Annotated in this window: 17 protein-coding genes; 7 read left to right on the top strand and 10 right to left on the bottom strand. The window is 63.7% G+C overall.

All coding sequences use genetic code 11. The features are described from left to right. Positions 1–69 precede the first annotated feature (69 nt). The gene (locus OPIT5_01770; protein AHF89167.1) at positions 70–1,110 is read right to left on the bottom strand and encodes an ABC transporter substrate-binding protein; all 1,041 of its coding nucleotides are present in this window, start codon (positions 1,108–1,110) and stop codon (positions 70–72) included. A gap of 297 nt (positions 1,111–1,407) precedes the next feature. Beyond that, positions 1,408–2,208 (bottom strand): hypothetical protein, encoded by an 801-nt coding sequence (locus OPIT5_01765; GenBank protein ID AHF93979.1) that lies wholly within the window; start codon positions 2,206–2,208, stop codon positions 1,408–1,410. Between the two features lie 169 nt (positions 2,209–2,377). Between OPIT5_01765 and OPIT5_01760 the strand changes: the two genes are divergently transcribed. Then, positions 2,378–2,524: a hypothetical protein gene (locus tag OPIT5_01760; protein ID AHF93978.1), complete on the top strand. Its 147-nt coding sequence runs from the start codon at positions 2,378–2,380 to the stop codon at positions 2,522–2,524. 149 nt (positions 2,525–2,673) lie between these two features. On the opposite strand, the gene OPIT5_01755 is transcribed toward OPIT5_01760, so the two are convergent. The 3 genes from OPIT5_01755 to OPIT5_01745 form a co-directional block, all read right to left on the bottom strand. Further along, a complete protein-coding gene (locus tag OPIT5_01755) occupies positions 2,674–6,591 on the bottom strand; it encodes a hypothetical protein (GenBank protein ID AHF93977.1) in 3,918 nt (1,305 codons plus the stop codon). Positions 6,592–6,650: 59 nt separating this feature from the next. Further along, positions 6,651–9,320, bottom strand: a complete 2,670-nt coding sequence (locus OPIT5_01750; protein ID AHF93976.1) for a hypothetical protein — start codon at positions 9,318–9,320, stop codon at positions 6,651–6,653. A 1,096-nt stretch (positions 9,321–10,416) separates the two neighbouring features. Then, positions 10,417–11,154 (bottom strand): hypothetical protein, encoded by a 738-nt coding sequence (locus OPIT5_01745; protein AHF93975.1) that lies wholly within the window; start codon positions 11,152–11,154, stop codon positions 10,417–10,419. Positions 11,155–11,439: 285 nt separating this feature from the next. On the opposite strand from OPIT5_01745, the gene OPIT5_01740 reads away from it, so the two are divergent. Continuing rightward, positions 11,440–11,682 (top strand): hypothetical protein, encoded by a 243-nt coding sequence (locus OPIT5_01740; protein AHF93974.1) that lies wholly within the window; start codon positions 11,440–11,442, stop codon positions 11,680–11,682. A gap of 381 nt (positions 11,683–12,063) precedes the next feature. Then, positions 12,064–12,177: a hypothetical protein gene (locus tag OPIT5_01735; GenBank protein AHF93973.1), complete on the top strand. Its 114-nt coding sequence runs from the start codon at positions 12,064–12,066 to the stop codon at positions 12,175–12,177. Positions 12,178–12,482: 305 nt separating this feature from the next. Here the strand turns inward: OPIT5_01735 and OPIT5_01730 are convergent, their stop codons facing one another. From OPIT5_01730 to OPIT5_01710, 5 genes are all read right to left on the bottom strand, one after another. After that, positions 12,483–13,547: a hypothetical protein gene (locus OPIT5_01730; protein ID AHF89166.1), complete on the bottom strand. Its 1,065-nt coding sequence runs from the start codon at positions 13,545–13,547 to the stop codon at positions 12,483–12,485. Positions 13,548–14,025: 478 nt separating this feature from the next. Next, positions 14,026–14,937: a hypothetical protein gene (locus OPIT5_01725; protein ID AHF89165.1), complete on the bottom strand. Its 912-nt coding sequence runs from the start codon at positions 14,935–14,937 to the stop codon at positions 14,026–14,028. A 13-nt stretch (positions 14,938–14,950) separates the two neighbouring features. Next, positions 14,951–15,385 carry a preprotein translocase subunit SecG gene (locus tag OPIT5_01720; GenBank protein AHF89164.1) on the bottom strand — a complete coding sequence of 145 codons (435 nt, stop codon included), beginning with the start codon at positions 15,383–15,385 and terminating at the stop codon, positions 14,951–14,953. A 294-nt stretch (positions 15,386–15,679) separates the two neighbouring features. Next, positions 15,680–16,183: a protein tyrosine phosphatase gene (locus OPIT5_01715; GenBank protein ID AHF89163.1), complete on the bottom strand. Its 504-nt coding sequence runs from the start codon at positions 16,181–16,183 to the stop codon at positions 15,680–15,682. 14 nt (positions 16,184–16,197) lie between these two features. Continuing rightward, positions 16,198–17,505 (bottom strand): phosphoribosylamine--glycine ligase, encoded by a 1,308-nt coding sequence (locus tag OPIT5_01710; protein AHF89162.1) that lies wholly within the window; start codon positions 17,503–17,505, stop codon positions 16,198–16,200. Between the two features lie 310 nt (positions 17,506–17,815). Here OPIT5_01710 and OPIT5_01705 point away from each other — a divergent pair, with 310 nt between their 5' ends. The 4 genes from OPIT5_01705 to OPIT5_01690 all read left to right on the top strand — a co-directional run bounded on the left by OPIT5_01705 (position 17,816) and on the right by OPIT5_01690 (position 24,099). Beyond that, the gene (locus OPIT5_01705) at positions 17,816–18,427 is read left to right on the top strand and encodes a hypothetical protein (GenBank protein AHF89161.1); all 612 of its coding nucleotides are present in this window, start codon (positions 17,816–17,818) and stop codon (positions 18,425–18,427) included. A gap of 11 nt (positions 18,428–18,438) precedes the next feature. Then, the gene (locus OPIT5_01700; GenBank protein ID AHF89160.1) at positions 18,439–19,479 is read left to right on the top strand and encodes a NapD; all 1,041 of its coding nucleotides are present in this window, start codon (positions 18,439–18,441) and stop codon (positions 19,477–19,479) included. Between the two features lie 81 nt (positions 19,480–19,560). After that, positions 19,561–20,775: an acriflavin resistance protein gene (locus tag OPIT5_01695; protein ID AHF89159.1), complete on the top strand. Its 1,215-nt coding sequence runs from the start codon at positions 19,561–19,563 to the stop codon at positions 20,773–20,775. Between the two features lie 165 nt (positions 20,776–20,940). Beyond that, positions 20,941–24,099, top strand: a complete 3,159-nt coding sequence (locus OPIT5_01690) for an acriflavin resistance protein (GenBank protein ID AHF89158.1) — start codon at positions 20,941–20,943, stop codon at positions 24,097–24,099. The last annotated feature ends 20 nt before the right edge of the window (positions 24,100–24,119 follow it).

Raw genomic sequence — 24,119 nt, 5'->3', positions numbered from 1 at the left:
GAGGTATCTGTATTTCCTTCATGATCTTCTGTTCAATCGTGTCTTCCGTCACGGAAAAATCGGGACACTTTATTGCGGGGCCAGCAGGTGGCGGGCCGTTTTTTCGTCGATGGTCTGGTGCAGGTAGTCGCGGTAGAAAGTGATCGTCTCCTGCACGATGTTGCCGGGATACGCCTCCGGGTAGAGGACGCTGGCGAGCCATTGCACGCCGAGGACGCGCATGAAACACGGCGGGCGGTCGAGCCAGTTGACGGGATCGCGCGGGATCACGAGGACGCGGTCGTCACGCACGGCGGCGATGCCGGACCAGCGGGAGTCGGTGCGCACGGCGCGGGCAAAGCGGGTGTCGGTGGCGACGATGACGGCGGGGTCGCTTTCGAGTATCTGCTCCAGGGATACACGCTCCATGCCCATCATGGTTTTTTGCTCGCCGGGAAAGAGCGACCGGCCGCCGGCGACGAGGAACGGATCGAAGTGGTACGAGCCGGAAAATTGCGTGAGCAGGCCGTCGGCGCCCTGCGCGTAGTAAATCGAAGGGCGTTTTTCGGGCGGGACGGCCCCGACGGTCTTGCGAACCTGCGCGAGCCGGGCCTCGGCGTCGCGGGCGAGTTTTTCTCCGGCCTCGGCGCGGCCGATGGCCTGGCCGACAAGACGGAGCGCGCCGGGGATGTCGGCGACGCGGTCCTGGTTGACGAATACGACGGGGATGTCGAATTTTTCAAAGGAGCGGAGCACGGGCTCCATGGCGAAGTCGTTGCGCCAGGCGACGACGACCTGCGGATCGAGGGCGAGGAGCGCCTCCATGTTGGCGCCGCGGGAGGAGCCGTGCCAGCCGCCGACCACGGGCAGGCGGGTGAACTCCGGCAGGAGCAGCCGGGTGCCGGGCGCGTAGAAGGAGGAGACGGCAGGGGTGTCGGAGGAGACGAGGAGATCGGGCGCGAGGGCGTAAACGAGAAGCGTGGGCGGCGGCGCGGTGCCGGCGACGCGCTGCACGCTGTCGGGCACGGTGACGCTGCGCCCGGCGGCATCGGTGAGAGATCGGGCTGAAAGCGGAAGACTGAAAACAAGCAGAAGCGAGACGAGTCGCGGGTAGTGGAGACGTGGATTCATGATGATCGGGAGGCGCGGGTGTTTACAGGAGGCAATCCTGATGTTTTTGATTTTATACCAGCGTCCCGAATGTTTTTGATTTTACACCAAGGCCGCAAAGGACGCGAAGAAGGTAACTGGCAATCCTTTGCGCTCTTTGTGGCCTTGGTGTAAAAATCCGGAGGCTTTGGGGCTTTGATATTACACAAAGATCTCAAAGAACGCGAAGCTTCGGAAGCCCGGTCCTTTGTAGGCCTTGCGATCTTTATGTGAAAATTCACGGGTTTTGACGCGTTGGTACAGTCCGGGGTCATGCCGTTACGGTTTCCGGGCCAGCAGGGGGCCTTGCGGCGGGGCGTATTCGTAATCGAGGTTGAGGACCGGCGGGGTACGTGGGTCGTCGGTCAATGGCCGGATGACGGCCAGCACCCGATAGCCGGGGCGGGCGGAGTGCACGGTGGTGAGCGCGAGTTTCCAGTCGCCGCCGGGAGAGCGCAGGCCGAGTTTCACCTGGATGGCGCCTTCCTCGCCGATAAAGGGGCCGATCCGCACGCCGCGGGCGGGGATTTCGAGGATGTTTTCGCCGAGCTTGAGCGCGACGTCTGACGGCGTGGCATTGAAAACGAGAACTGTGTCGGATTTATGAATACCTGGCGAGCCGTCGTAGACATGCGTATCCAGTTTGCCGCGGGGATCGTCGCCGGGGGCGGGAGTGAGAATAACGAGGGCGCGCTCGTATCCGGCGGGAATTCTGACCGTGGCGACAAAAACCTTGCGGGGCTTGCCGGCGGCGACGGCGACGCGGCAACAGGCAATGATGGCCTCCGGCGGCGTATCGGCCGGGGCCATTTCGTAGCGGTAGAGTTTCAGTTCGCCGCCGGGAGGAATGGGGCGGGCGCGCGGAAACTGACCGGCAGGGACGGGCACCGTGACGGGTTTCCCGGCATCGGAATCGAAGTAGAGCATGGCGCCCTGGCCCGTGCCGTCGGAGGTGAGGCTGGTGATCTTGCCGGCGAGGTTGAGCACGCGGAAGGTGCGGGGAGCGCCTTGGGAAAAAAGCTGAAGACTGAAAACTGAAATGCCGAAAAGGAGAAGGATGAGAAGCCGTAGTGATTTCATGGTGACGGATGAGTCGGAAACTCTGAAAAGCTGAAAGGCTGAAGGTCGCGGCGCGGTGTAGCTGCGAACGTAAGTTCGCAGGTCGGTGCAGGCCGGCGCAGGTTGCCGGAGTTCGCGGACAATCGGCTGGCTTCCGCTGCCTGCGAACTCACATTCGCAGAGCCACGCAATGTTTCATCCGCGTGAGGATCTTGCGCTCTTTTGCGGCAAAAAATCCGGTTCATTGGCGCTCGATTTCGGCCTTTTTCAAACCGGGATTGCCACAAAAAGCACAAAATTCCCTTCTGCCCGGCGGGAACCTCCCGCGCGCTTATAAGCGCGATGGAGGATTTCATCCGCGGTGTGTTTTTTCGTGTTTTTCGTGGCCATTCTTCTCCCTTCGGTTGCGGCTCAGCCGCCCTGGGCTCTTTTGCGGCTAAAAAAAATCCGGGGGAGGTGGGAGATTTCCTGCTCATGGATTCGTGCTCAAATGTCGGCGGGCGAGAGCCAGCGGAAGGAGACGACCTTGTAGCGGCGGCCGAACTTGCGGTTGATCTCCTGCGTGGCGTCCTTCGGGTGAACCTGGGGATCGTCGGTTGTATCCATATAGTCGGGCGTGCGCTGGACGACGGCCTCGCACCAGGCGCGGGCGCGGATGTCGGTCGGGTCGAGCGGATTGACGTCCTCGCCGTAGGCGCGGATGAGGAACGTGTCGGACCGGGCGGAGAGCGCGGGTCCGAGCACGGAGAGGAGATCGGCCTGGGTGAGGAATTTGGGGTTGTAAGCCGACCGGCTCATGAAGGCGCCGTCGGGCTCGCCGGCATCCTTGCCGAGGAAGTGGGCCTTGCTGTCGCCAGGGTTGGCGGGAAGGTAGTCGACCGGCAGGTCGCTGTATGACACCAGGATGTCTGGCGGCTTGTTGACGTAGTCCTTCCAGCTTTTCCAGCTGGGGAAGTCTTCGTTTTTCCCCATGGGGATGTCGTAGATGTTGTCGGAGACATTGATTTCGTAAGGGGCCTGCATGCGGTCGATGGCGCGCTGGAGAGCGCCCTTGACGCCGGTAGCCGGGGCGCTGCTGGTGGAGGAGACGATGCGGCGGTTGACGAAGTCGCCGAGCGAGAGAAAGGGACCGCGCAGACGCACTTCCTCGACGATGCGTTTGGCCAGCTCATCCACCACGCAGGGGAGGCGGTCGGCCGCTTCGGAGACGGTTTCGGAGCCTTCCCGCAGGGCGAGTTCCCGATTGCCGGAGTAGTCGGCTCGTTCGAGGCTGTCGGCCGTCCAGTTCATGGCTCCTGCGTTGCGGGCGAAGCGAGGCGTGACTGCGTTGAGCTTTCCGGAAGCGCTGCCGGAATACGCGGTGCCGTTGGGAAGCTGATTGGTCCCGGCCAGCAGGGCGCGCCAGGCCTGCTCCGAGGTGGAGTTGACGTTGAAGCCGCCCGCCACCAGCAGATGGGCGGCGGCGCGATCATAGGCTGCATTGGTTCCGGAACCGGAATAACGGAGTTCGTCGATAGCAGGTGCAGCCCCTTCGCGGCGGTAGACAGTCATGCGGGCATTGGGCAGCGGCTTCCCGGCGGCGACATCGGCCGCAGTCCACGAGGCCGGCACGGCGGAGACGAAATACCGGTCCCATATCGCGCGGTTGAGGTGCCAGGAGATATCGTAGTAGGGCTTGTTGAAGGTGCCCGAGCCGGAGCCGAGCGCGCCCGGAGGGCGGAGGACGCCTGTGGCGTAGTGGGCGTTGCGGGCAAGGCGCATGTCGGCCGCCGAGTTGCCGAAGGGGTAGGCGGGATAAAAGCCGAGCAGCGAGAGCGGGGCGTGCTGGAGCTGGCCCAGTGAGAGCAGCCCCCCGGCGGGCGGCAGGATGTCGAAGAGCGTGCTGTTGACGAGGACGTCCCTGGCGTCCTGCCCCGGCCCGGAGGAGGCCCGGGCATCGTTGCCCAGCGTCATGTAGAGGATGGCGTTGCGGGTGGCCTTGGTTTTGGAATACGAGGTGCGGAAGGTGGCGGCGTAGCCGGGACTGCCCGACCCCATGTAGTTCATGGTGCCGGCATCCAGCTTGGAGCGGGCGGCGACGGGGGCGCGGATATTGCTCTGCACCAGCCAGCGGGTGCGGCCCGTACCCATGCTGCCTTCCGTATAACCGCCGAGGGTGTTGCCGGCGGAGGCTTCCATCTGCGCCTGCACATTCAGGCCGAAGTAGGGCTCGGTTTCGGTGTTGGCGGAGGCTTCGAGCTCGCTGAGCAGAATGGCCGGGTCGGCCGGGCAGGGGGGGATGGGGGAGAGGATGATGACGTTGCTCACCTTGCAGCAGCTATCGAAACCCGCGCCGTAGGGCGCGCAGTCGAGAATGCCCTGATACCAGGCATCGGTGGGCGTCCCCGGCTGCACGCCCGACTGGGTGAGCCCGCCCGGCTCGGCCAGAACCACCTGCATGTGCGCGTCCTTGTAGCCGTCGGGCGAAGAAACGTCGAAATTCATGCCCCTTGATGTGGCGCAAAACGAGGCGTCGTTGGGCAGCGTCTCGTCGAGCGCGACCCGGAGAGTCACCCAACGGCTGAGCCCGCTGGTGCCGTGGGTCATGAGGTTGGCGGAGGTGTAGCTCTTCGCGCCCTCGGAACTGTCGAGCGTGAAGATGTGGCTTTCCCCCGGCGGGATGTCCCCGGTCTGGACCGTGAAGGAGATGAAGCCGGGGGCATCCTTGCCGTTGTCCACGTCGGGGCAGTCGTTGAGGGTGTAGGTGCCCCACGATTTGTAGTCACCCCAACTGCTGAATTCGTAAGTCTCGTCCTCTGGGTCGAAAACCCATGTGGTCGGCACGGGTTTCAGGTCGAAGGAGAAGCCGACTTTCCCGTTGCCGGGCCGGCGCAGGGCGAAGCCGATCTGATAGGTATGCGCCTTGATCGGCACCGTGTAGGGATTGTAGAGCACCAGGGTCGGGAACAGCCGCAGGTAAAACTTGCCGCCGCCGGTTTCGCTGTCGTGATCCCGGATTTCAAAGCCGAAGCCGAGCCCGGCCATGCTGATGACGGGGCCGATGCCGGCTTGGGTGGCGGTGGCGGGCTTGGGCTCGATGGCCTGCGGGTTTTCCAGGGCGGCGGTGGTCCGTGCCCAAGAGCGAAGCTGGCCCCAGGTGGGGATGCCGGGATCGGAGGCCGATTGGGGTTTGAAAAGGGTATCCGTATCCGCAGGACGATTGCCGGAGGCGGCGCTGGTGGTGTCGGCGATGTCGGCGGTGAGGTCTTTTTTGAGGCCACCGGCGAAGGTGTCGGCCTGCACGGAATAGCTGGCCGTCGTGAGATCATGGAAACGCTGGCGGGCGGCGGTGGCGAGGTTTTGCGTGGCGGTCGATGAGCCGCCGAGAAAGGGAAGCTGGTTGAGCGAGAGGATGTTTCTGAGCGAAGGAAGGGTGAAATCGTAATCGGCGCCGATGCGGTCTAAGGAGGTGTCGGAGGTGGAGAGGCCCATGGTGGAGGCCATGCCGGCGGGGGCACTTTTTTTCCAAGTCATCAGCTCCACGGCCGAGCGCTGGGCGGTGACGAAGCTGTAATACCGGTCGGCGGAGTCGGACGTTTGCAGATAACGGTCGCGCAGGTTGGCGCGGGCCTTCACGCCTTCGTCGCCCACCCACCAGGCATAGCGGCCGATGGTGGTTTGGGACGTCGGATCGCCGGAGGAAAGGCCGGGCACGCTGCCGGTAGGCACGGCGACGTCCACCAAGGGCGCGAGCACGTAGTTGGAGGCAGGCGTGATGTCGCCTGCCGTGGCGGGGCCGACGAGGAGCCGCGCGGGCTTGCCATCCAGTTTCAGGCTTTCGGTCAGCGCGGTGGCGTCGGCCAAGGCGGCGTTGTCGGCGGAGGTGACGGCAGCTTCGGGAGTGAAGGGCCATTCCGACGGATACGGCTTCTCGATCCGCCCGTGGGTGGTGGTGGTGCCGCTGTTGGCGGTAAAGCTCACACTCTCGTTGCCGCTGACCAGCCAGTTGAGCAATGCCGGAGTGAGTTGCTTGATGGCGGAGGGCGTGTCGGTATAGGAGGCGACGTTTGTGTTCCCGTAAACCCCCACCCAACGCGGGTTCGCGGCGGTGGGGAACTCAAGGCTGGCTTCGGCGGTCGTGCGCTGGTCGGGGCCGGTGAGTACCTGCACCTGGCCGAGGGCGATGTTGAGCGCCATCGTGGCGTTTTGCCGGGCGCGGGCCAGGTGCTGGCTGTTGGTCGAGACCTGCGTCTCCACCCGCGTGAAGGTGGCCAGCGCCATCACCACCAGAACGAGGAACGCTACAAGGATGATGGTGACGAGCAGGGCGAAACCGGATTGTTTTTTACAGGAGAAAACGGAGGCAACGGAGGCGGCCGGTTTTACTCGTCCTCCGTTCGCTCTGTTCACTCCTGTGATCTTCATCCTCATGCAAATCCCGCATCCAAACATCCACCTTTGGCTCCCCTTAAAAAAACAACCGCTCATTTCTGCCTCTTTGCGCCAAACCGCCGGTAGGCGGCAAAAGCGAGCAGGACCAAGCCGACGAGGGCGGCGCAGGTGGCGGGCTCGGGCACAGCAGAGGTCATGGCGAGGATCGTGTAGTTGAGCAGATTGACACCGCCGAGCGCATCGCCGAAGGCGGCGGTGACCGCCTCCTGGCTTTCGTAGTAAAGCACGCTGTAGGTGAAGGAGCTCCCGACTTCCGAATCGGCGGTGTAAAACGTGTTGGTCTCGCCACTGCAGCATCCAAACTTGATGCTGCCTGCCGCGATCATTGCGTTGAGCGCGGCGACGTTGTCACCCTCCCACGCAAAATAGCCGTAGGCCATCTGCAAGAAGTTGCCCGCCGTAATGCTGAAATCGCCTGTCACCGCCACCAGGCCGCCTTCACCGATGGTCAGCGTGTTGCCGGTGGCGTTGCCGAGGAAGACCTGCGCCACCATGTTGGTGTAAATCAGCCCGTTAACGTTGTAGGCGCTGGCGAAACTGCCGTTGTGGTCGAAGCCGATGGTCAGGTCGCCCGTGATCTCCCAGCGTGAGCCCGCGCCTGTCACCGTCACCGCGTTGTCGTCGGCTCCCGTCTGCTCGTAGGAGATCGTGGCGGAGTCAACGTTCCGCGCCTCCCACTTGATGTTGCCATACTGGCCGATGAGGCCGCTGCCGCTGGTCACCCGTCCGCCATCGGAAATGGTAAGGGTGTTGCGCTGTCCGCCCTGGCCCACGGTGAGCTTGCCATCCACCTCCCACGCGGAGGCGTTGCCCGCCGCATCCCGACCCGAGATGAGGACTGCATTATCGTCGGCCCCGTAGTTGGTGCCGTCCCTGATCGCAGAGGCCGGATTATACTCGGTGACGGTGGACATGACGCCGACCACGCTCGCGCCGCTGGTCACCCGTCCACCCGCCTCGACCGCGAGAGTGTTGTCGCTGCCGCCCCGGCCCACGGTGAGAGCGCCAGCCACCTCCCATGCGGAAGCGTTGCCCGCCGCATCCCGGCCCGAGATGCGGGCGGTGTTGCCGTCGGCCCCCCGGTAGATCGCGGGCGCCCCCATGACATCGCGTGCCTGCTCCGAGCCGATGACGCCGGTGCCGCTGGTGACCACGCCGCCATCCTCGATGTCGAGGCGGTTGTCCTGCCCTCCATAACCAACATTGAGTGCGCCCGTCATGTTCCACGCCGAGTCTTTGCCCGTGACGAGCGCCCGGTTGTCCGTGGACATGCCGGCCGCATAAGCTCCCCCACCATCCCAGTATTGCCAGTAGCCGATGGTGCCGCCTAGACTGTTCACCACGCCGCCATTCTTGATTTCCAAGAGATTGTCGTCGCCGTAAGCCCCGACCAGAAGGGTGGTGATCGCGTCGGTTCCAGTGCTCGCCATGGTGAGGGTCGAGCCGGGGCCGCTGACCAACACGCTGTTACCGCGGGATTCCGCCCCGGAGCCGATATGAATCGTCGCGTTGTTGGTGGTGACCCTCACCGCGCCACCGTCAAGGATTTCCAGCCGGTTGTCGGAGCCGCCGCCGGGAATCCTCAGACTGGGAGTCTCTCCGCCCCCGCCGATTTGGAGGTGGCTGGTTATCAACTCGGAGCCTTCGCCGGAGACCTTGATTGTGTTGTTTTCGGATCCTGCCCAGGCGCCAAGATAGAGGAAGGTAAAATTGTTGTTCACCATACCTCCGTTGGTGATTTCCAGGCTGTTGCCGGAGCCTTCGTAACCGACGGTCACATTGAGGGTATCCCACCGCGAGCCCTCCCCGTCGACGATGACCTTGTTGCCCGTGGCATCCTGCTCGAAGCCGATGATGTTGCGCTTGTCGGTGGTGTAGGTGCCGCCCCCGAGGCGGCTCTCCACCACGGCCCCATCGGAGATGGTGAGGATGTTGTCGGAGCCGCCGTAGCCGACATACAGGCCGCCCGGAGTGGAGCCGCTCGCAGTGGCGTTCCAGACGGTACCCGCGCCGGAGACGGTGACGGCGTTGCCGTCGGAGGCGTAGCCGATGTAGGTGGCGGTGTCGGCCGAGGTAACCTGGGCCGTGACGGTGGCTCCGTCCCTGATTTCGAGGGTGTTGCCACCACCGAAGTAGCCGACGGTGATCGCCCCCGCATACTCCCAGGAGGAGGCGGTCGTGCCGGCGGCATCCTTGCCGGAGATTTCGACCCGGTTGCCCTCCGACCATGCGCCGATGGTGATGTTGACGGCCGTGCCGGTGACGAGTTTGGCCCCGCCGGTGACGGAGAGGACGTTGCCGCCGCCGTAGTTGCCCACGATGAGCGCGGAGGTGTCGGAAGCCGTGACGGTCCAAGCGGCCAAACGGCCAAGGAAGACGCCGTTGGAGTCGGAGTTTTCACCGATCACGAGCCCGGCGGTGTTGATTCCGGTGGAGTCGCCGGTGACGGTGAGCAGGTTCCAGGGATTATAGTAACCGACATGGAGCGCGCTGGTCAGGGCCGATTCAAGGCTCCTGGTGAGGGCGTAGGTGGCGGGATCGTCCTCCGCCCCCTCGTCCAACCCATAGACGCCATAGTCGGCATCGAACGCGAAGAGCAAGGCGACGGTGGCGTCATGATCATGGTCGTTGTCCGCCGCTGCCGACAGAGCGGGCAACAGGAGACCGAGGGCAGCGGGCAGTAATCGAACCGGGAAACGCATGTCGGGAAGGAATATTTCTACAGGAGAGAACGGAGGAAACGGAGGGAAGGGCCGGAGCTATGAACTGAGAGAGATCAGCTATGATCTTTTTCTCCGTTCTCTCCGTTTCCTCCTGTAAAACGGTTTGTATGATTTCAGGGATGGCAGGCGGTTTCCCGGACGTGGCGATGGCGCAAGAGAGCGAAGGCCAGCAGCGCGCTGCCTGCGATGGCCGCATACGTCGCCGGCTCAGGCACGGGGGACGAAGAAGCGGTGATAAGGGTGTAGCCCGAGTAATCCCCAGTTCCCGAGGTGATGGTAAAATCCGCCAATGCTGTTGTGACGATTCCGCCGATACTTACTTGTCCCGAGCTAACCCAACTTGAGAACGCAGTGTAGGCAGCGCTGGATGTGGTTCCGGCCAAGGCGAAATAGCCGCCGTCAAAGTTTAGGATGGCATCTGAGTCGGCGTAAAACTCCCAATCCCAAGAAGTCGCTGTAAAAACAAGATAGCCACTATCTTCAAGTGAGGTGTAACCACCTGATATATAAAGAATATCTGTATTCACCACGGAGCCTGCTCCTGTGACCAGGTTTGTGCTGGCGTCACTGAGATTCAATTTGGCAGTCACTTGAGCGCCGTTGGAAACGGTGAAGCTGGAATTAGTAAAACCTGATACATTAATATAACCTGACGTGGTGAAGATGGCTCCGTCTGTTACCGTAAATGATGAATCAGATTGTATGCTTATTGCGGTGCCTGTGGCAGAACTATTAAAGGTTCCTTCTTGGAGGATGAGATGCCCGATCGGGTTGATGCCGCCGCCTACAGTGATCTGGGTAGATCCAAAATTTTCACTCGTCGATAGTATTACGGTGCCCTGAACGGGAGTTGTGATGGCTCCTAGTGAGGGAAATCCCCCCGCGAGACCGAGCAGGAGCGCACATGACGCTAATGTGTAATTTGTTTTCATAATATTAGTGTATTGTAATCGGCGGAACGAAAGACGGCGGGGGAATGAAAGGGGACAAAATATATGAGGGAGGAGTTGCGGACGAATGGCCCGCCAGGGAGATCTCCTGGCGGGCGAGGACCAAGAGTATAGTGGTTACGCGATCAATACTCGGTGTAGCTTACGGTGGCGATACCGGTGCCAGCATCGAAGGTGACGGAAACGCTGCCGACTGTCCCGGAAATGACCTGAGTTTCCGTCAACCAGCGGACGGAGGGCTCGTTCAGAAGGCCGGGAGGCCCATAAACTGTCTCTATGTAGTTATCCTTGAAGAGAATATAGCCGCGATCAACGAGACTCTGGAGAGCAGCCGCGCTAGTCTGCCCCGACCAGCTTAGCGAGGAGCCGCTGCCGATGCGGATGTTGTTTTCGCGTACGGTGCCGGTAATCGGGTCACTGCCGTGGGAGCTGATGTTGATCGGTCCGTTCACCGTGGCGGTGGCCCCATCGACAATGGTGAGGTTATTGCGGTAAACCGGGAGGTCGGTGATCGTGCCGACGGTTGGCCAAGCAATCAATAGACCGGCATTGCCGACTGTCAGCGTGGAGCCTGCCCCGGTGACGAGCACACGGTTGTCATCCGTGAGATCGGGACTGGTGGTTGCGCGGGCCTGCATGCCGCCGAGGTGAATCCTCGGTGTCACGAGGGTGGAGCCGCTGTGGACGATGACCTCGTTGCCGGAACCGGTGACGCCGCCCAGGCAGAGGTGCCCGCTGCCGGTGATTTCCAGAGAGGCGCTGTTGGCCAGCACCAGCGAGCAGAAGTCGGGAAACGGAGCCAAGGCTGCGGGAGTCGGAGGCGGCAACGCGCCGGCGAAGCTGCCGCGCCCGAGCCGGAACATGCCGCTGGCTTCAACATCAAGGCCCGAGACGAAGACGTGTGTCTTACCAACAGTATCGCCGATGGCAACATCAGTATACACGATAGGGCTCGATCCCGTGATAATATTAACGCAGCCATTGTTGAAGACGGTTTGTCCGAATCCTGCACTCGTGCCCGAGAGGACACAGAGGCTGAAGAGGATGGCTTTGAGGACGGAAGCAGGTTGGCGAACCTGCGGGCAAGCGCGCCCGGAGGCGTGTTGGATGAGAGATTTCATGATATTTTGAATCAATGAATTGAAGATTTGTTTATAGACAGAAACTGCGCCCGGCGGAGAAACCCGGACAGGCGGCAGAAAAACATCGGCCCGATGGGGTCGGTGGAGAGGCGGCTTCGGGGGCCGCCGCAGTGGCGTGCGGTGCGGGTTTACCGGTTATGCCCGGAAGGGCGCAGGGCCGGCGGCATCGCCACCACCGATGTTACAGGTGAAGTTTGGTTTAAGGGACTCGTGTCGGTTATGAAGGACAGGATTCAGGACGCGTGGTGATCACCATGAAGGCGCCGACAGTGAGCGTCCGGGGCCGCCGGGACGGAACGGAGTGCCTTGGGGAAAACTGAAACCTGAAAAGCTGAGATCAGGAAACCTTGGGCATTCCGTCGCGCCGGGAGAACCGGTCGCTGGCGGTCCGGCTGGCTGGATTGGCCGGATGCGGCGTATGGACGATTTTATTCGGTCCACCCAGACAGGGCCACTCTCCCGTCATCCGGGAGGTCCCTGCACCCAAGGTGTATGGTTTTGTCCGCTTCACCGGACGTCGTCCAGTGAAGCAGACGACATGCCAGGTTGTCGGGAAACATGGACGTGGTCAAAATTACCGGGCGGAATGTCCATTTTTGAGCAGCAGCGAGGTACGAAGAGCCCGGAGGTATGGCCGCGAAAGGGCGCAAAGGGGTCTTTTTTGCAGAGAAACTCTCCATGGCGCTTATAAGCGCCACGCAACGTTTCATCGGCGTGAGGATTTTTGCGCTCTTTTGCGGCTGAAAAAAATCCGGACAAAGAGAACGAAGCATAACCAGGTTCCGGGCTTCTGGCCAGCAACTGGAATCCCGGCTCAATTTATTAAAAACAAATGAATTACCCTCTCCCTTCGACCGGTTTCTTCCTGGCTCATATCTTCGTGTCCTTCGTTTTCTTCTGTTCAAAAAACTTTTTCCAGGATCACCGGGGAGACAACGGAGACAACGGAGGGAACAGAGGGAAAGCAGAGGGACTGAAATAATGGCCCTGTCAGTCTTCTCTCTGTTACCTTCTCCAAAATCCCGATCTTCGGGCCGCCGGTCGGCATATCATCTTTCCTTTCTCGACCGGCCGCGGCGGAAGGCGGCCTGGAGGGGGGCGCGCAGGGCTTCGAGATTGCGGGTGCGGACAAACTCCCAGCCGGGCCAGCGGAGCTTGCCAAGGAGCGGGGGCGCCGGATGCGCGGGTGCTACGGCGGGCGGGAAACCGGCGTGGGCGAGAAAATACGACCACTCGGGCGCGGCAAAAAAATCGAGGACATAGCGGACCGGCAACCGGCGGTCGCGCCGGGCAAAGAGGTACATGGGCATGCACCAGGCGCCTTCCGCCGGCCAGACGAGGACGGTGTTGTCGGGCCGGGCCCCGTCCCGGGCAAAGGCCAGAGGGAGCACGTAGAGGGCGGCGCCGGACGGATCGCCGGCACCCGCGGTGGCGACGATGCGGGCCGGGGACCAGAAATCGCGGACGTTGGCGGCGAGCGCGGCCAGGCCGGCCTCGCCGTGGTCGCGCCAGAGATTGAAGAGGACGATTTCGTGGACGGTGTCGTCGCTGCCGTGAAGAATGACGTCGCCCCGGTAACGCGGGTGAAGGAGATCGGCCCAGGTGGCGGGAAGCGGGCGGCCGCGCAGTTTTTCGGGATCGGCGAGAATCACGCAGGGGAAGGCGGCATACACCTGGAAAATGCCGCGGGGATCGACGAGACCGGCCTCGCGAAATTCGGGGCGGATAGTGGCGACATCCGCCTGCGCGCCGGCAGCAGACCTGGCAGGCGCTTCGTAAAAACCGGTGTCGAGCCAGCGGGAGGCGAAGGCGGGCCGGAGGAAATTGCCGAAGCCGACTTCCGTGATGAGGCCGGGCAACGTGTTGGCGTCGCCGTGGCGCCAGAGGTCGTCGTACGGGTCGGGGTCGCCGCTGCGGGGCGCGATATGCCACACGGGTTCCGGTGCGGCATAACGGAAGGCGCGGGCGAGGCGGCGGCGGAGCTCGGTGCGGATGGGGCAGGGGACGTAGCCGAGAAAATCGGGCGGACGGGTGGCGGGTTCGGGGGCGATGAAGGTCGAGGCGACGGGGTCGATCCCGGACAGGGCGGGACGGTTGGCAATGGCAGTGCTCATGGGCGGTGTGATGTGTGCGTGTGAATAGCCGCACCAAGACAGAGCCGCTCTCCCGTCATCCGGAAGGCCCCTGCACCCAAGGTGGATGATTTGCCAGCCGGGCTGGCGAAAGCGGAATCAAGCAGGAGGCGTGCCGGATTGACGGGGAAGTGCCCGGGGAAGGGGAGGGGGGATTCTCGATTTTTGCTTCCTGATTTTCGATCGGGCGCTGCCGCGCCGGAGAGGAGGAAGCGCAAGGGGGTTGTTTCTAACCCGGATAGTTCATCACAAGACGTGGTGATCTTTGTGTGTTTTGGGTGAGGGCAGAGAACGTTTAGAGCGGTTCAAATAAAGCTGTAACCAAAGCCCCAAAGCCTTCGGATTTTTACACCAAGGCCGCAAAGAGCGCAAAGGATTGCCAGTTACCTTCTTCGCGTCCTTTGCGGCCTTGGTGTAAAATCAAAAACATTCGGGACGCTGGTATTAATCGAAAATCCCCTTACGGCTCGATCCGCACGAGCTGGCCGGCGGGCGGCGGTTGCAGGGAGTCGCCGAGCGCACCGGGTTCGAACACCGGCGGCAGAAATTCCTGGGAGAGCGCCGCCGCGGTGACGAGGAAACGGGTTTTGTCGCGCGTGGCTTCGTCGCGCAGGTCGAAGGCCTTGGGGATGTACTGGTCGCCGATCTTTTTCAGTTCGACCAGCGACATGACTTTGGTGGTTTTGTTGTTTTCGCCGACGTGCTCGGCCTGGACGAGGGCGCCGAACTGGGTGTCGAGGTAAACGCGCACGCCTTTGAGCGCGGGCTGGCGGGCGGCGATTTCCGGCGGGGGCCGGAGGAGAAAAACGTGGGCGGGACGGCTTTTCAGGCGGGTGACGCCTTCGAAGGTAAAGTCGTTCCAGTAGAGAAACTGCATTTGCAGGTCGAACGCCGTCAGGTGCGTGCCGGCGACGGGTTCGAAGAGAGCGTCGGCGCCGACCGGCGTGCCGGCCGTTCCCTGGCCGGTGCGCCAGGTCCAGGCTTGCGGGAAGGGGCCGCCCTGGACGAGGAGGCGCTCTTCGGCGCCATCCGGGAGCGTCACACTGATGCGCGAGATCGGGCCGTGCGGGTTGCGGTCGCCGCGGAGGTGGCCGGAGAGGGTGCGCCCGGCGCCGCGGCGCGGCAGGACGCGGAGGACGAAATCAAAATAGTACGGCGAAGCGATGCTCTTGCCGCGAAACGCCTGGAGGATCTTGCGTCCCTCGGCCTGGTCAGGCGGGGTGATGCGGATGTACGGGGCTTCGGGGAGATTGTCACGCGGCTGCGCGCGGAGCGCGGAGCCCGGGAGGGCGGTCAGCAGGGCGGCGGCGCAAAACAAAAGGCAGGCAACGCGGGTTGCCTGCCTCGGGAGAGTGGGAGTACGGGATCGCACCGGGCGATGGACCTCAGGGAGCGGTCGCGGGTTCCGTGGCCGGAGCGGTGTTTCCGGTGACGGGAGCCGGGGCGGTGGCAGCTTCCGGGGCCGGAGTGGCGGCGGCAGGAGTCGCGGCAGGTTCGGCGGTGACGGAGGTCGCGGGGGCGGCCGGAGCTTCGGCGGGAATCTCGGCGGGCAGGATGCTGCGGGAGCTGCCGTGGCTGCGCTGCCAGATGTGGCCGAGGTAGAGGGCGAAACTGAGGACGAAAAAGACGATGGCAGAGTTGATCGTGGCCTTGGAGAGCACGTTGCCGGTATCCGCGCCAAAGGTGGCTTCGGTCATGCCGCCGCCGAGCGCCGCGCCCATACCGCCGTCGGATTTGGGTTTTTGGGCCAGCACCACGAGGACGAGAAACACGCAGACAAGGACGAGGACGAGAGTCAGGAGACTGATGACGATGGTCATGGAAAACGGCCAAAAGACCAGCCGGGCGAGGGGATGTCAACTCTGCGGAGAGGGAAGTCCGCCGGTGGAAATCCCGGAGAATACGGGTTTGCCCTCTGTGTCTTTGTGTCTCTGTGGTTAACCCGGATAGTTCATCGCAAGACCTGGTGATGCAGACGAGCTGTTCGGATGATGGCGGAGAACGTTTAACATTAAACACTTAACATTTAACATCAAACAGGATGCCGGCTGGCGGGGTTCCACGAACCGGACAGACTGTTTCCGGTACCTTCATTGAGTGTTAAATGTCAGACGTTAAATGTCAGGTGTTTGTCCGGTTTTCGGGATGGTTTTCTTTATATACTCCACCAGCGAGGGGATGGCCTCGACCATCTCGTCGCGGGCGAATTCGTAGAGCCGGAGCGGGCCGCCGAAGGGGTCGCCGATTTCCCGGTCCTGGTCGCCGGGGATGAACTCGCGGAACAGCCGGACGGCGGACGGCGGCGGGTTGAAGGCGTGGAGAATCATGGCCCGGTGGCTTTCCGTCATGCAGAGGATGAGCGCGGCTTTTTTCACCATCTCGCGGGTAAGCGGCTGTGCGGTGTGGTTGCCGATGTCGATGCCGACTTTTTTCAGGGCGACGCGCGAATTTTCCGAAACGGGTTCGCCTTTGACTGCGGCCACGCCGGCGGAGATCACCCGGAGGGATTTCCAGGGTTCGGGCTGCGCGGCGAGCGCGTGGCGGAGCAGGGCCTCGGCCATGGGGCTGCGGCAGATGTTGGCAGTGCAGACTGTGATGATGAGCGGCTGGTCGGACATGGCGGGGGGGGAGGCTAACGGCGGTTGAGCTGCTTCGCGCCGATGTCGCGGCGGTAATATTTGCTGGCGCAGCCGATCTGTTCGCAGGCGGCGTAGGCGCGGGCGGCGGCTTCGGGCAACGTGGCGGCCACGGCGGTGACGCCGAGCACGCGACCGCCGGCGGTGACAGTCCGGCCGACGGCGTCCTTTGCCGTGCCGGCATGGATGATGTGAACACCTGCCGGGAGCGCGGAGGCGGCGGGGATCGTGATGACGTCACCTTTCGGGTAGGCGTCGGGATAACCTTTCGCGGCGATGACGACGCAAAGGGCGTGGTCGGCTTTCACGCCGGTTTTCACGCTGCCGAGCGTGCCGCGGGCGGCGGCCCAGAGCAGCGCGAGGACGTCGCCCTCGACGCGCGGGAGCACGACCTGCGTCTCGGGGTCGCCGAAGCGGGTGTTGTACTCGAGCACCTGGGGGATGGCCGCGGCGGGGTCGGCAGGCGCGGCGGGATCGGGCGTGAGCATGATGCCGATGAAGAGCGTGCCGCGAAAATCGATGCCTTCGTCGGCGATGGCGTTGACCGAGGGTTTGACGATCTCGCGGTCGATGCGGTCGAGGAGGGCGGGGGTGACGACGTCGGCGGGCGAATACGTGCCCATGCCGCCGGTGTTGGGGCCGGTATCGCCTTCTCCGATACGCTTGTGATCCTGCGACGTGGGCAGCACGAAATAATCGCGGCCGGAAACGACGACGAGAATGGAGGTCTCTTCGCCGGTGAGGCAGTCCTCGACGAGGATCTGGCTGCCGGCGGCGCCGAACTTGCCGCCGGAGAGCATGTCGCGGGCGGCGGCTTCGGCTTCGGCGAGGGTCTGTGCGACGATCACGCCCTTGCCGGCGGCGAGGCCGTCGGCCTTGATCACGATGGGCGCGCCGCGGCGGCGGATGTAGTCGAGGGCGGCGTCGAGCTCGGCGCCATTGAAGATCCCGGCGGGCGCGGTCGGGATTTTGTATTTTTGCAGGATCTGCTTGGTGAAAATTTTCGAGGCTTCGAGGCGGGCGCCGTCGGCTTTGGGGCCGTAGGCGGGGATGCCGGCGGCGGCGAGCGCATCGACGAGGCCGAGCGAGAGCGGCACTTCGGGGCCGACGATGACGAACCCGGCCTGTTCGCGCTGCGCGAGGGCGACGAGGCCGGGGATGTCGTCGGCGGCGACGGGGAAGCAGGCGGCCTCGTCGGCGATGCCGGCGTTGCCCGGTGCGCAGAGGACGCGCGGGGCGGCAGGCGAAGCGAGGACGGCCTTGACGAGCGCGTGTTCGCGGCCGCCGGAGCCGACGATGAGCACGGTGCGAGGCAGCGGCGCGGTTGACGGGGAGGACGGAGAGGCGGGAGAGGAAGCCACGGTCGGGAAGCGGGTGGTTTGCGGTTGTCGGTGTTGTGTCGAGTTAACCGGCAAGGGAAGATCGTGCGGCGGGCATGGGAAGCCAAAAGCGCGCCGGACGGGGTACAAATGGCGGAAATACCGGAACCGGACGTGTCGCGGGAGCGGGCGGGCGACCAGGTTTTTGCACAAACCGGTGGACGCCGGCGAGGGAGCAGGCACACTGCAAGGCTTCTTTCCCATGAAAAAACCATCCCGCTTCCTGTCCCGCCCGCTGTTCGCCCTCGTGGCGGCGGCTGTTTCCGCGTCCGCGCTGCTGCTCTCCGGCTGTTCGTCGACCAAGGTCGAGAAGAGCTGGAAAGACCCCGAAGTGAGCCAGCTCCGGTTCAAAAAGATCCTCGTTGTCTGCACCATTGCCGATCCTTCCCGCCGCCGTCAGGCCGAGGATACCGTGCGCAACGCCGTCCGCAGCGTCGAGGTGGTGACGGGTTATTCCGTGCTGGCCGATGTCAACGACCTGAAAGACGTCGCCGATCTCGACGAGGTCGCACGCAAGGCCGGAGTGGACGGCATCGTCATCATGCGTCCGGTCGCCGACCGCACCGAACTCGGTTACACACCCGGCAGCGTCTATCCGGACGCCTACGCCTCGCTGCGCGATTACTGGGGGCCTGGCTATGCGCTCATGCCGCTCTATGCGGAGAACGGTCTCGAATACACCAACCGCACGATCATGATCGAGACCAACATCTACGCCGCCGCCACCGACAAGCTGCTCTGGTCCGGCACCACCGAGACGGTCAACCCGTCCAGCGTCAGCAATCTCGTCAAGGAGACGGTGGATGCGCTCGGCGCGGTGCTCCGCGAACAGAAGCTCATCCCGTGAAAACGCCGCGCATGAGCGGCCCGGCCGTTTTCGTGCCGGCGTCCCTGGCGTCCGTCATTGCCGCTGTGGCGATGATCGCCGCCGCGGTGACCACCGCCTGGGCCGACCCGTTGCCTTCGTGGCGCGAGACGCCGTCCAAGGCTGCGATCCTGGCGTTTGTCGCGGCGGTTTCGACCGCGGACTCGCCCTCGTTCGTGCCACCGGCGGACCGCATTGCGGTGTTCGATCACGACGGCACGCTGTTTCCCGAGCAGCCGGCGAGTGCGGAGCTGCTGTTCGTGACCTCGCTGCTCCGGGAGCGCGTCGCCGCCGAGCCGACGCTGGCCGAACAGCCCGTCGTGCGCGCACTCGCCACCAACGACACCGCATGGATGGCCGCCAACAGCACGACGGCCCTGCGGCAAATCGTCACGCTGGCGTACGGCAACCGCGACGAAGCCGAGGTCGCCGCGCATGCCGGTTCCTGGCTGGGGAGGTTTCAGTACCCCGACACCCGCCGCACCGCGGCGGGCATGGTCTATCAGCCGATGGTCGAGCTGATCGCGTTGCTGCAGGCTCGCGGATTCGCGGTCTGGCTCTGCTCGGGCAACACCGAGGTGTTTTTGCGGGTCATAGCGGAGCCGCTCTACGGCATCCCGCCCGGACGCGTCATCGGCAGCACATTCAGAAGCGAGCGCCGCCGCGTCGGGGACCGCGAAGTCGCCTGGCTGCTGCCCGGGATCGAAGCCTTCAACGAAGGCGAGACCCGCGTCGCCGCCATCCGCGAGCGCATTGGCCGCCCGCCGATTCTCGCCTGCGGCAACATCGGCACCGGCACCGATGTCGCCATGCTGCGCGCCTCGCAAAAAGATTCCGCGGCTGCCGGCCGCCCTTCGCTCCAGCTCCTCGTCAGCCACGACGACGGCTTCCGCGATCCCCGTTACGGGCAGGACGACACCGCTTCGCTCACAGCCGCTGCCGACAACAGATGGACGACCGTCAGCGTATCCGCCGACTGGGCTCGCATCTACCCCGACCTTTCTCCTTCCGGCGACCCGCCAGACCGGCATTGACCTCCGGGGTTTTTTCCGATTCGGCTTCGGGTGTCGGCTTTCGGGTTCTGCTTTTTCCGTAACGCACCTACCACTACTCCGATGAATATATCCTGCTTCATTCGTCCCGGGTCCGGCATTCCGTTTGCCTGTATCCTGGGGGCCGCGTTTTTCCCCGCCGCCTGCCGCAAGGCCGGGCCGCCTCCGCCGCCCCCGCCGGCCGAGGTGCAGGTCATCAAGGTGCAACCCGCCGACGTCCCCATCTACCGCGAATGGGTCGGCACGCTCGATGGCACCACCAACGCCGTCATCCGCCCCCAGGTGACCGGCTACCTGCAAAAAGTCGTCTACGACGAAGGCTCCTTCGTGAAAAAAGGCCAGCTCCTCTTCGAGATCGACGACCGTCCCTTCGTCGCCGCCGTGGACCAGGCCAAGGCCGCGCTGGTCGAAGCCGAGGCCCGCTTCAAGAAGACCGAAATCGACGTCAACCGCCTCCGTCCGCTTGCCGCCACGCAGGCCGTCAGCCAGCAGGAGCTCGACGATGCCATCCAGTCCAACGCCGCCGCCCGGGGCGGAGTCGACGGAGCCAAGGCAACCCTTGAAAAGGCCCGGCTCGATCTCGGCTTCACCCGGATCACCGCGCCCATCGATGGCATTGCCGGCATCGCCAAAGGCCAGATCGGCGACCTCGTCAGCCAGGCCAGCGGCGAACTCGCCACGCTCTCCGCCGTCGATCCCATCCGCGTGTATTTTTCCGCCAGCGAGCAGGAGTACCTCAACGCCATCGCCCTCGTCCAGACCCGTGCTTCCGCCGACGCCGCTGCCGGCTCCCTGTCCGGCGCCGATACCGACGACCTCGTCAGGAAACTCCACATCGAACTCGAACTCATCCTCGGCGACGGCGCCACCTATCCGCAGAAAGGCGTCTTCCGGTTTGCCGATCGCGAAGTCAGCGTCGGCACCGGCGCCATCCGCATCGCCGGCGAATTTCCGAACCCCGGCCACATCCTGCGCCCCGGCATGTTCTGCCGTGTTCGCGCCCGCACCCACGTGGAGAAGGGCGTTGTCGTCGTCCCGCAGCGCGCCATCCTCGAACTTCAGGGCAGCTACCAGGTGCTCGTCCTCGGGGACGACAACAAGGCGGTTGTCCGGCCGGTGAAGACCGGCGAACGCGTCGCCGGCGGATGGATCATCCGGGACGGCCTCAAGCCCGGCGAGACCGTCATCGTCGAAGGCGTCCAGCGAGCCCGCGCCGGCGGCCCGCTCCACGCCACGCCTTACGAGGAAAAGAAGGCCCCCGCCCCGCCCAAAGCCTGATCCGGTCCGCCCCGCCGCCCCGTCATGAACAGCCGAATACAGGAGCAAACGTCGCGGGAAAACGATCCTGCGGCCGGCGTTCTTCCCGAGCCTGCCGGGTCTCCCTGCAGCCGGTAAATCCTTCCGGAAAAAACATCCGTTCCACGCTTCCCACCTTTTCCAGTCATGGCCAGATTCTTCATCAACCGCCCCATCGTCGCGATGGTCATCGCCATCCTGATGGTCGTTATCGGAGCCGTTTCGATCACCTCGCTCCCCGTCGCGCAGTTCCCCGACATCGTTCCTCCCGAAATCCAGATCAAGGCCACCTATCCCGGCGCCGACGCCCTCACGCTCGAACAGGCCGTCGCCACCCCCATCGAGCAACAAATGTCCGGCGTCGACCACATGAACTACATGTACTCGGTGAACGCCAACAACGGGCAGATGACGCTCACCGTGAATTTCGCCCTCGGCACCGATCCCAACACCGATCAGGTGCTTGCCCAGATGCGCGCCAGCCAGGCCGATTCGCAGCTTCCCCAAAGCGTGCGCGACCAGGGAGTCACCGTCCAGAAATCCCTCGCCTCGCCCCTCCTCGTCTTTGCCCTCACCTCGCCCGGGGGCACCTATGACGGCACCTTCCTGGCCAACTACGCCTACATCAATCTCAACGACGCCCTGACCCGCGTCGGGGGCATCGCGAGCGTCACCGTTTTTGGCGCGGGCCAGTATGCCATACGCGTCTGGATACGCCCCGACCAGCTCGCCAAGCTCAATATCACCGTTCCCGAAATCGTCTCCGCCATCCAGTCACAAAACAACGTCAACCCCTCGGGCCAGATCGGCGGCGAGCCCGTGCCCCCGGGCCAGGAATTCACCTGGGCCGTCCGCGCGCAGGGCCGCCTCGAGACCGAAGACCAGTTCGCACAGATCGTCCTCCGCGCCGCCCCCGACGGCTCTTTTGTCCGCCTCGGCGATGTCGCCCGCATCGAACTCGGCTCCCAGACCTACGGCCTCAACGGCACCCTCGACGGCAAACCCTCCGCCATTCTCGCCCTTTACCAGCTCCCCGGCTCCAACGCCCTCGCCGCCGCCAACGGCGCCAAGGCTCTCATGGCGGAACTCTCCAAAAGCTTTCCCGAAGACATGACCTGTGTCCTCGCGATGGATACCACCCTCGCCGTCACCGAAGGCATGAAGGAGATCGTCCATACCCTCGTCGAAGCCCTCGTCCTCGTGATCATCGTTGTCTTCGTCTTCCTCCAGGGCTGGCGCGCCACCCTCATCCCCCTCCTCGCTGTTCCCGTCTCCCTCATTGGTACTTTCGCCCTTTTCCCCCTTCTCGGCTTTTCGCTCAATACCCTCTCGCTCTTCGGCCTCGTGCTCGCGATCGGTCTCGTCGTCGACGATGCCATCGTCGTGGTCGAAGCCGTCGAGCATCACATCGAAAAAGGCCTCAGCCCGAAGGACGCCACGCTCAAGGCCATGCAGGAGGTCTCCGGTCCCGTCATCGCCATCGCCATCATCCTGGCCGCCGTGTTCGTGCCCACGGCCTTCATCCCCGGCATCACCGGTCGCCTCTACCAGCAATTCGCCGTCACCATCGCGGTCTCCGTCCTCCTCTCGGCCTTCAACGCCCTGACCCTCTCGCCCGCGCTTTCGGCCCTGCTCCTCCGCCCGAAGAAAAAAGGCGGCCTCCTCCAGCCCTTCTACAACGGATTCAACCGCGTTTTCGGACGCGCCACCGACGGCTACGTCGGCATCTGCCGTTTCTTCATCCGGAAAAGCCTCGTCGCCATCATCCTGCTCGCCGGCGTCTGCGTTCTGACCGGTCTCCTCGGCAAACGCATCCCCTCCAGCTTCCTTCCGGAAGAAGACCAGGGATATTTCTTCGCCGGTATCCAGCTTCCGGATGCAGCCTCGCTCGGCCGCACCAACGAGCTCATGGCCAGGGCCACCGAAATCCTCCGGAAAACTCCCGGCGTCGCACACGTCACCGGCGTCAGCGGCTACAGCATGCTCAGCAGCGTGCAAAACACCTACAGCGGCTTCTTCTTCGTCTCTCTCAAAAAATGGGACGAGCGCAAAAGTCCCGAAGAGAAATACGAAGCCATCCTCCGGCGCGTGAACCGGGAGTTCTCCCGATTCTCCGAAGGCATCGGCTTCGCCTTTTCTCCCCCGGCCATTCCCGGCATCGGCAATGCCGGCGGCGTGACCTTCATCCTCCAGGACCGCTCCGGACGCGAACTCGAGTTTCTCGCCTCCAACGTCCAGACCTTCCTCGACGCGGTAAAGAAACGCCCCGAAATCGCCTCCGCCACCACGACCTTCCTGCCCACCGTCCCCCAGGTCTTCATCGACGTTGACCGCGACAAGGTCCTCAAACAGGGAGTCCAGATCGGCTCCGTTTACCAGACCCTCCAGGCCTTCATGGGCGGCGCCTTCGTCAACTACTTCAACCGCTTCGGCCGCCAGTGGCAGATCTACGTCCAGTCCGAAGGCGAGTACCGCACCGATACCACCCGCCTCGGCCAGTTCTACGTGCGCAACGCCGGTGGTGACATGGTGCCCCTCTCCACCCTCACGACCGTCAGGAATACCCAGGGTCCCGAATTCACCATGCGCTACAACCTCTTCCGCAGCGCCCAGTTCAACGTCTCCGCCGCCCCGGGTTACAGCAGCGCGCAGGCGATGAAAGCGCTCGAGGAAACGTTCGCCGCCACCATGCCCAGGGAAATGGGCTACGACTACCTCGGCATGAGCTTCCAGGAAAAACAGGCGCAGGAAGGCATCGGCGCCGCCGCCATCTTCGCGTTCTCGCTCTTCTGTGTGTTCCTCATCCTCGCCGCCCAGTACGAAAGCTGGACGCTGCCCTTCAGCGTTCTCCTCGGCACGCCCGTCGCCATCTTCGGCGCCTTCCTCGGCCTCATGGTCGGCCACTACGAAAACAACATCTACGCCCAGATCGGTCTCGTCATGCTGATCGGCCTGGCGGCGAAAAACGCCATTCTCATCGTCGAGTTCGCGAAGATGGGCGTCGAGCAGGGCAAGCCGCTCATCGAGGCCACGCTCGAAGGCGCGCGCCTGCGCCTGCGGCCCATCCTGATGACGAGCTTCGCCTTCATCCTCGGCTGCGTGCCTCTCGCCAAGGCCGCCGGCGCCGGCGCGCTCTCGCGCCAGGTGATGGGCTTTACCGTCATCGGCGGCATGCTCGCCGCCACCGTCATCGCGATCTTCCTGATCCCGGTCACCTTCTACCTGATGGAGCGCTTCACCGGCAAAAGGGAAACGCCTGTACCGGGCGCCGGCGACAGCCTGCCAGGCCCGAAGGCTGAAGGCTGAAGAAAAACAACAACCCGCTT

It is taken from the genome of Opitutaceae bacterium TAV5, from assembly GCA_000242935.3.
GTDB lineage: Bacteria > Verrucomicrobiota > Verrucomicrobiia > Opitutales > Opitutaceae > Geminisphaera.
This window is presented reverse-complemented; position numbering and strand designations above follow the sequence as displayed.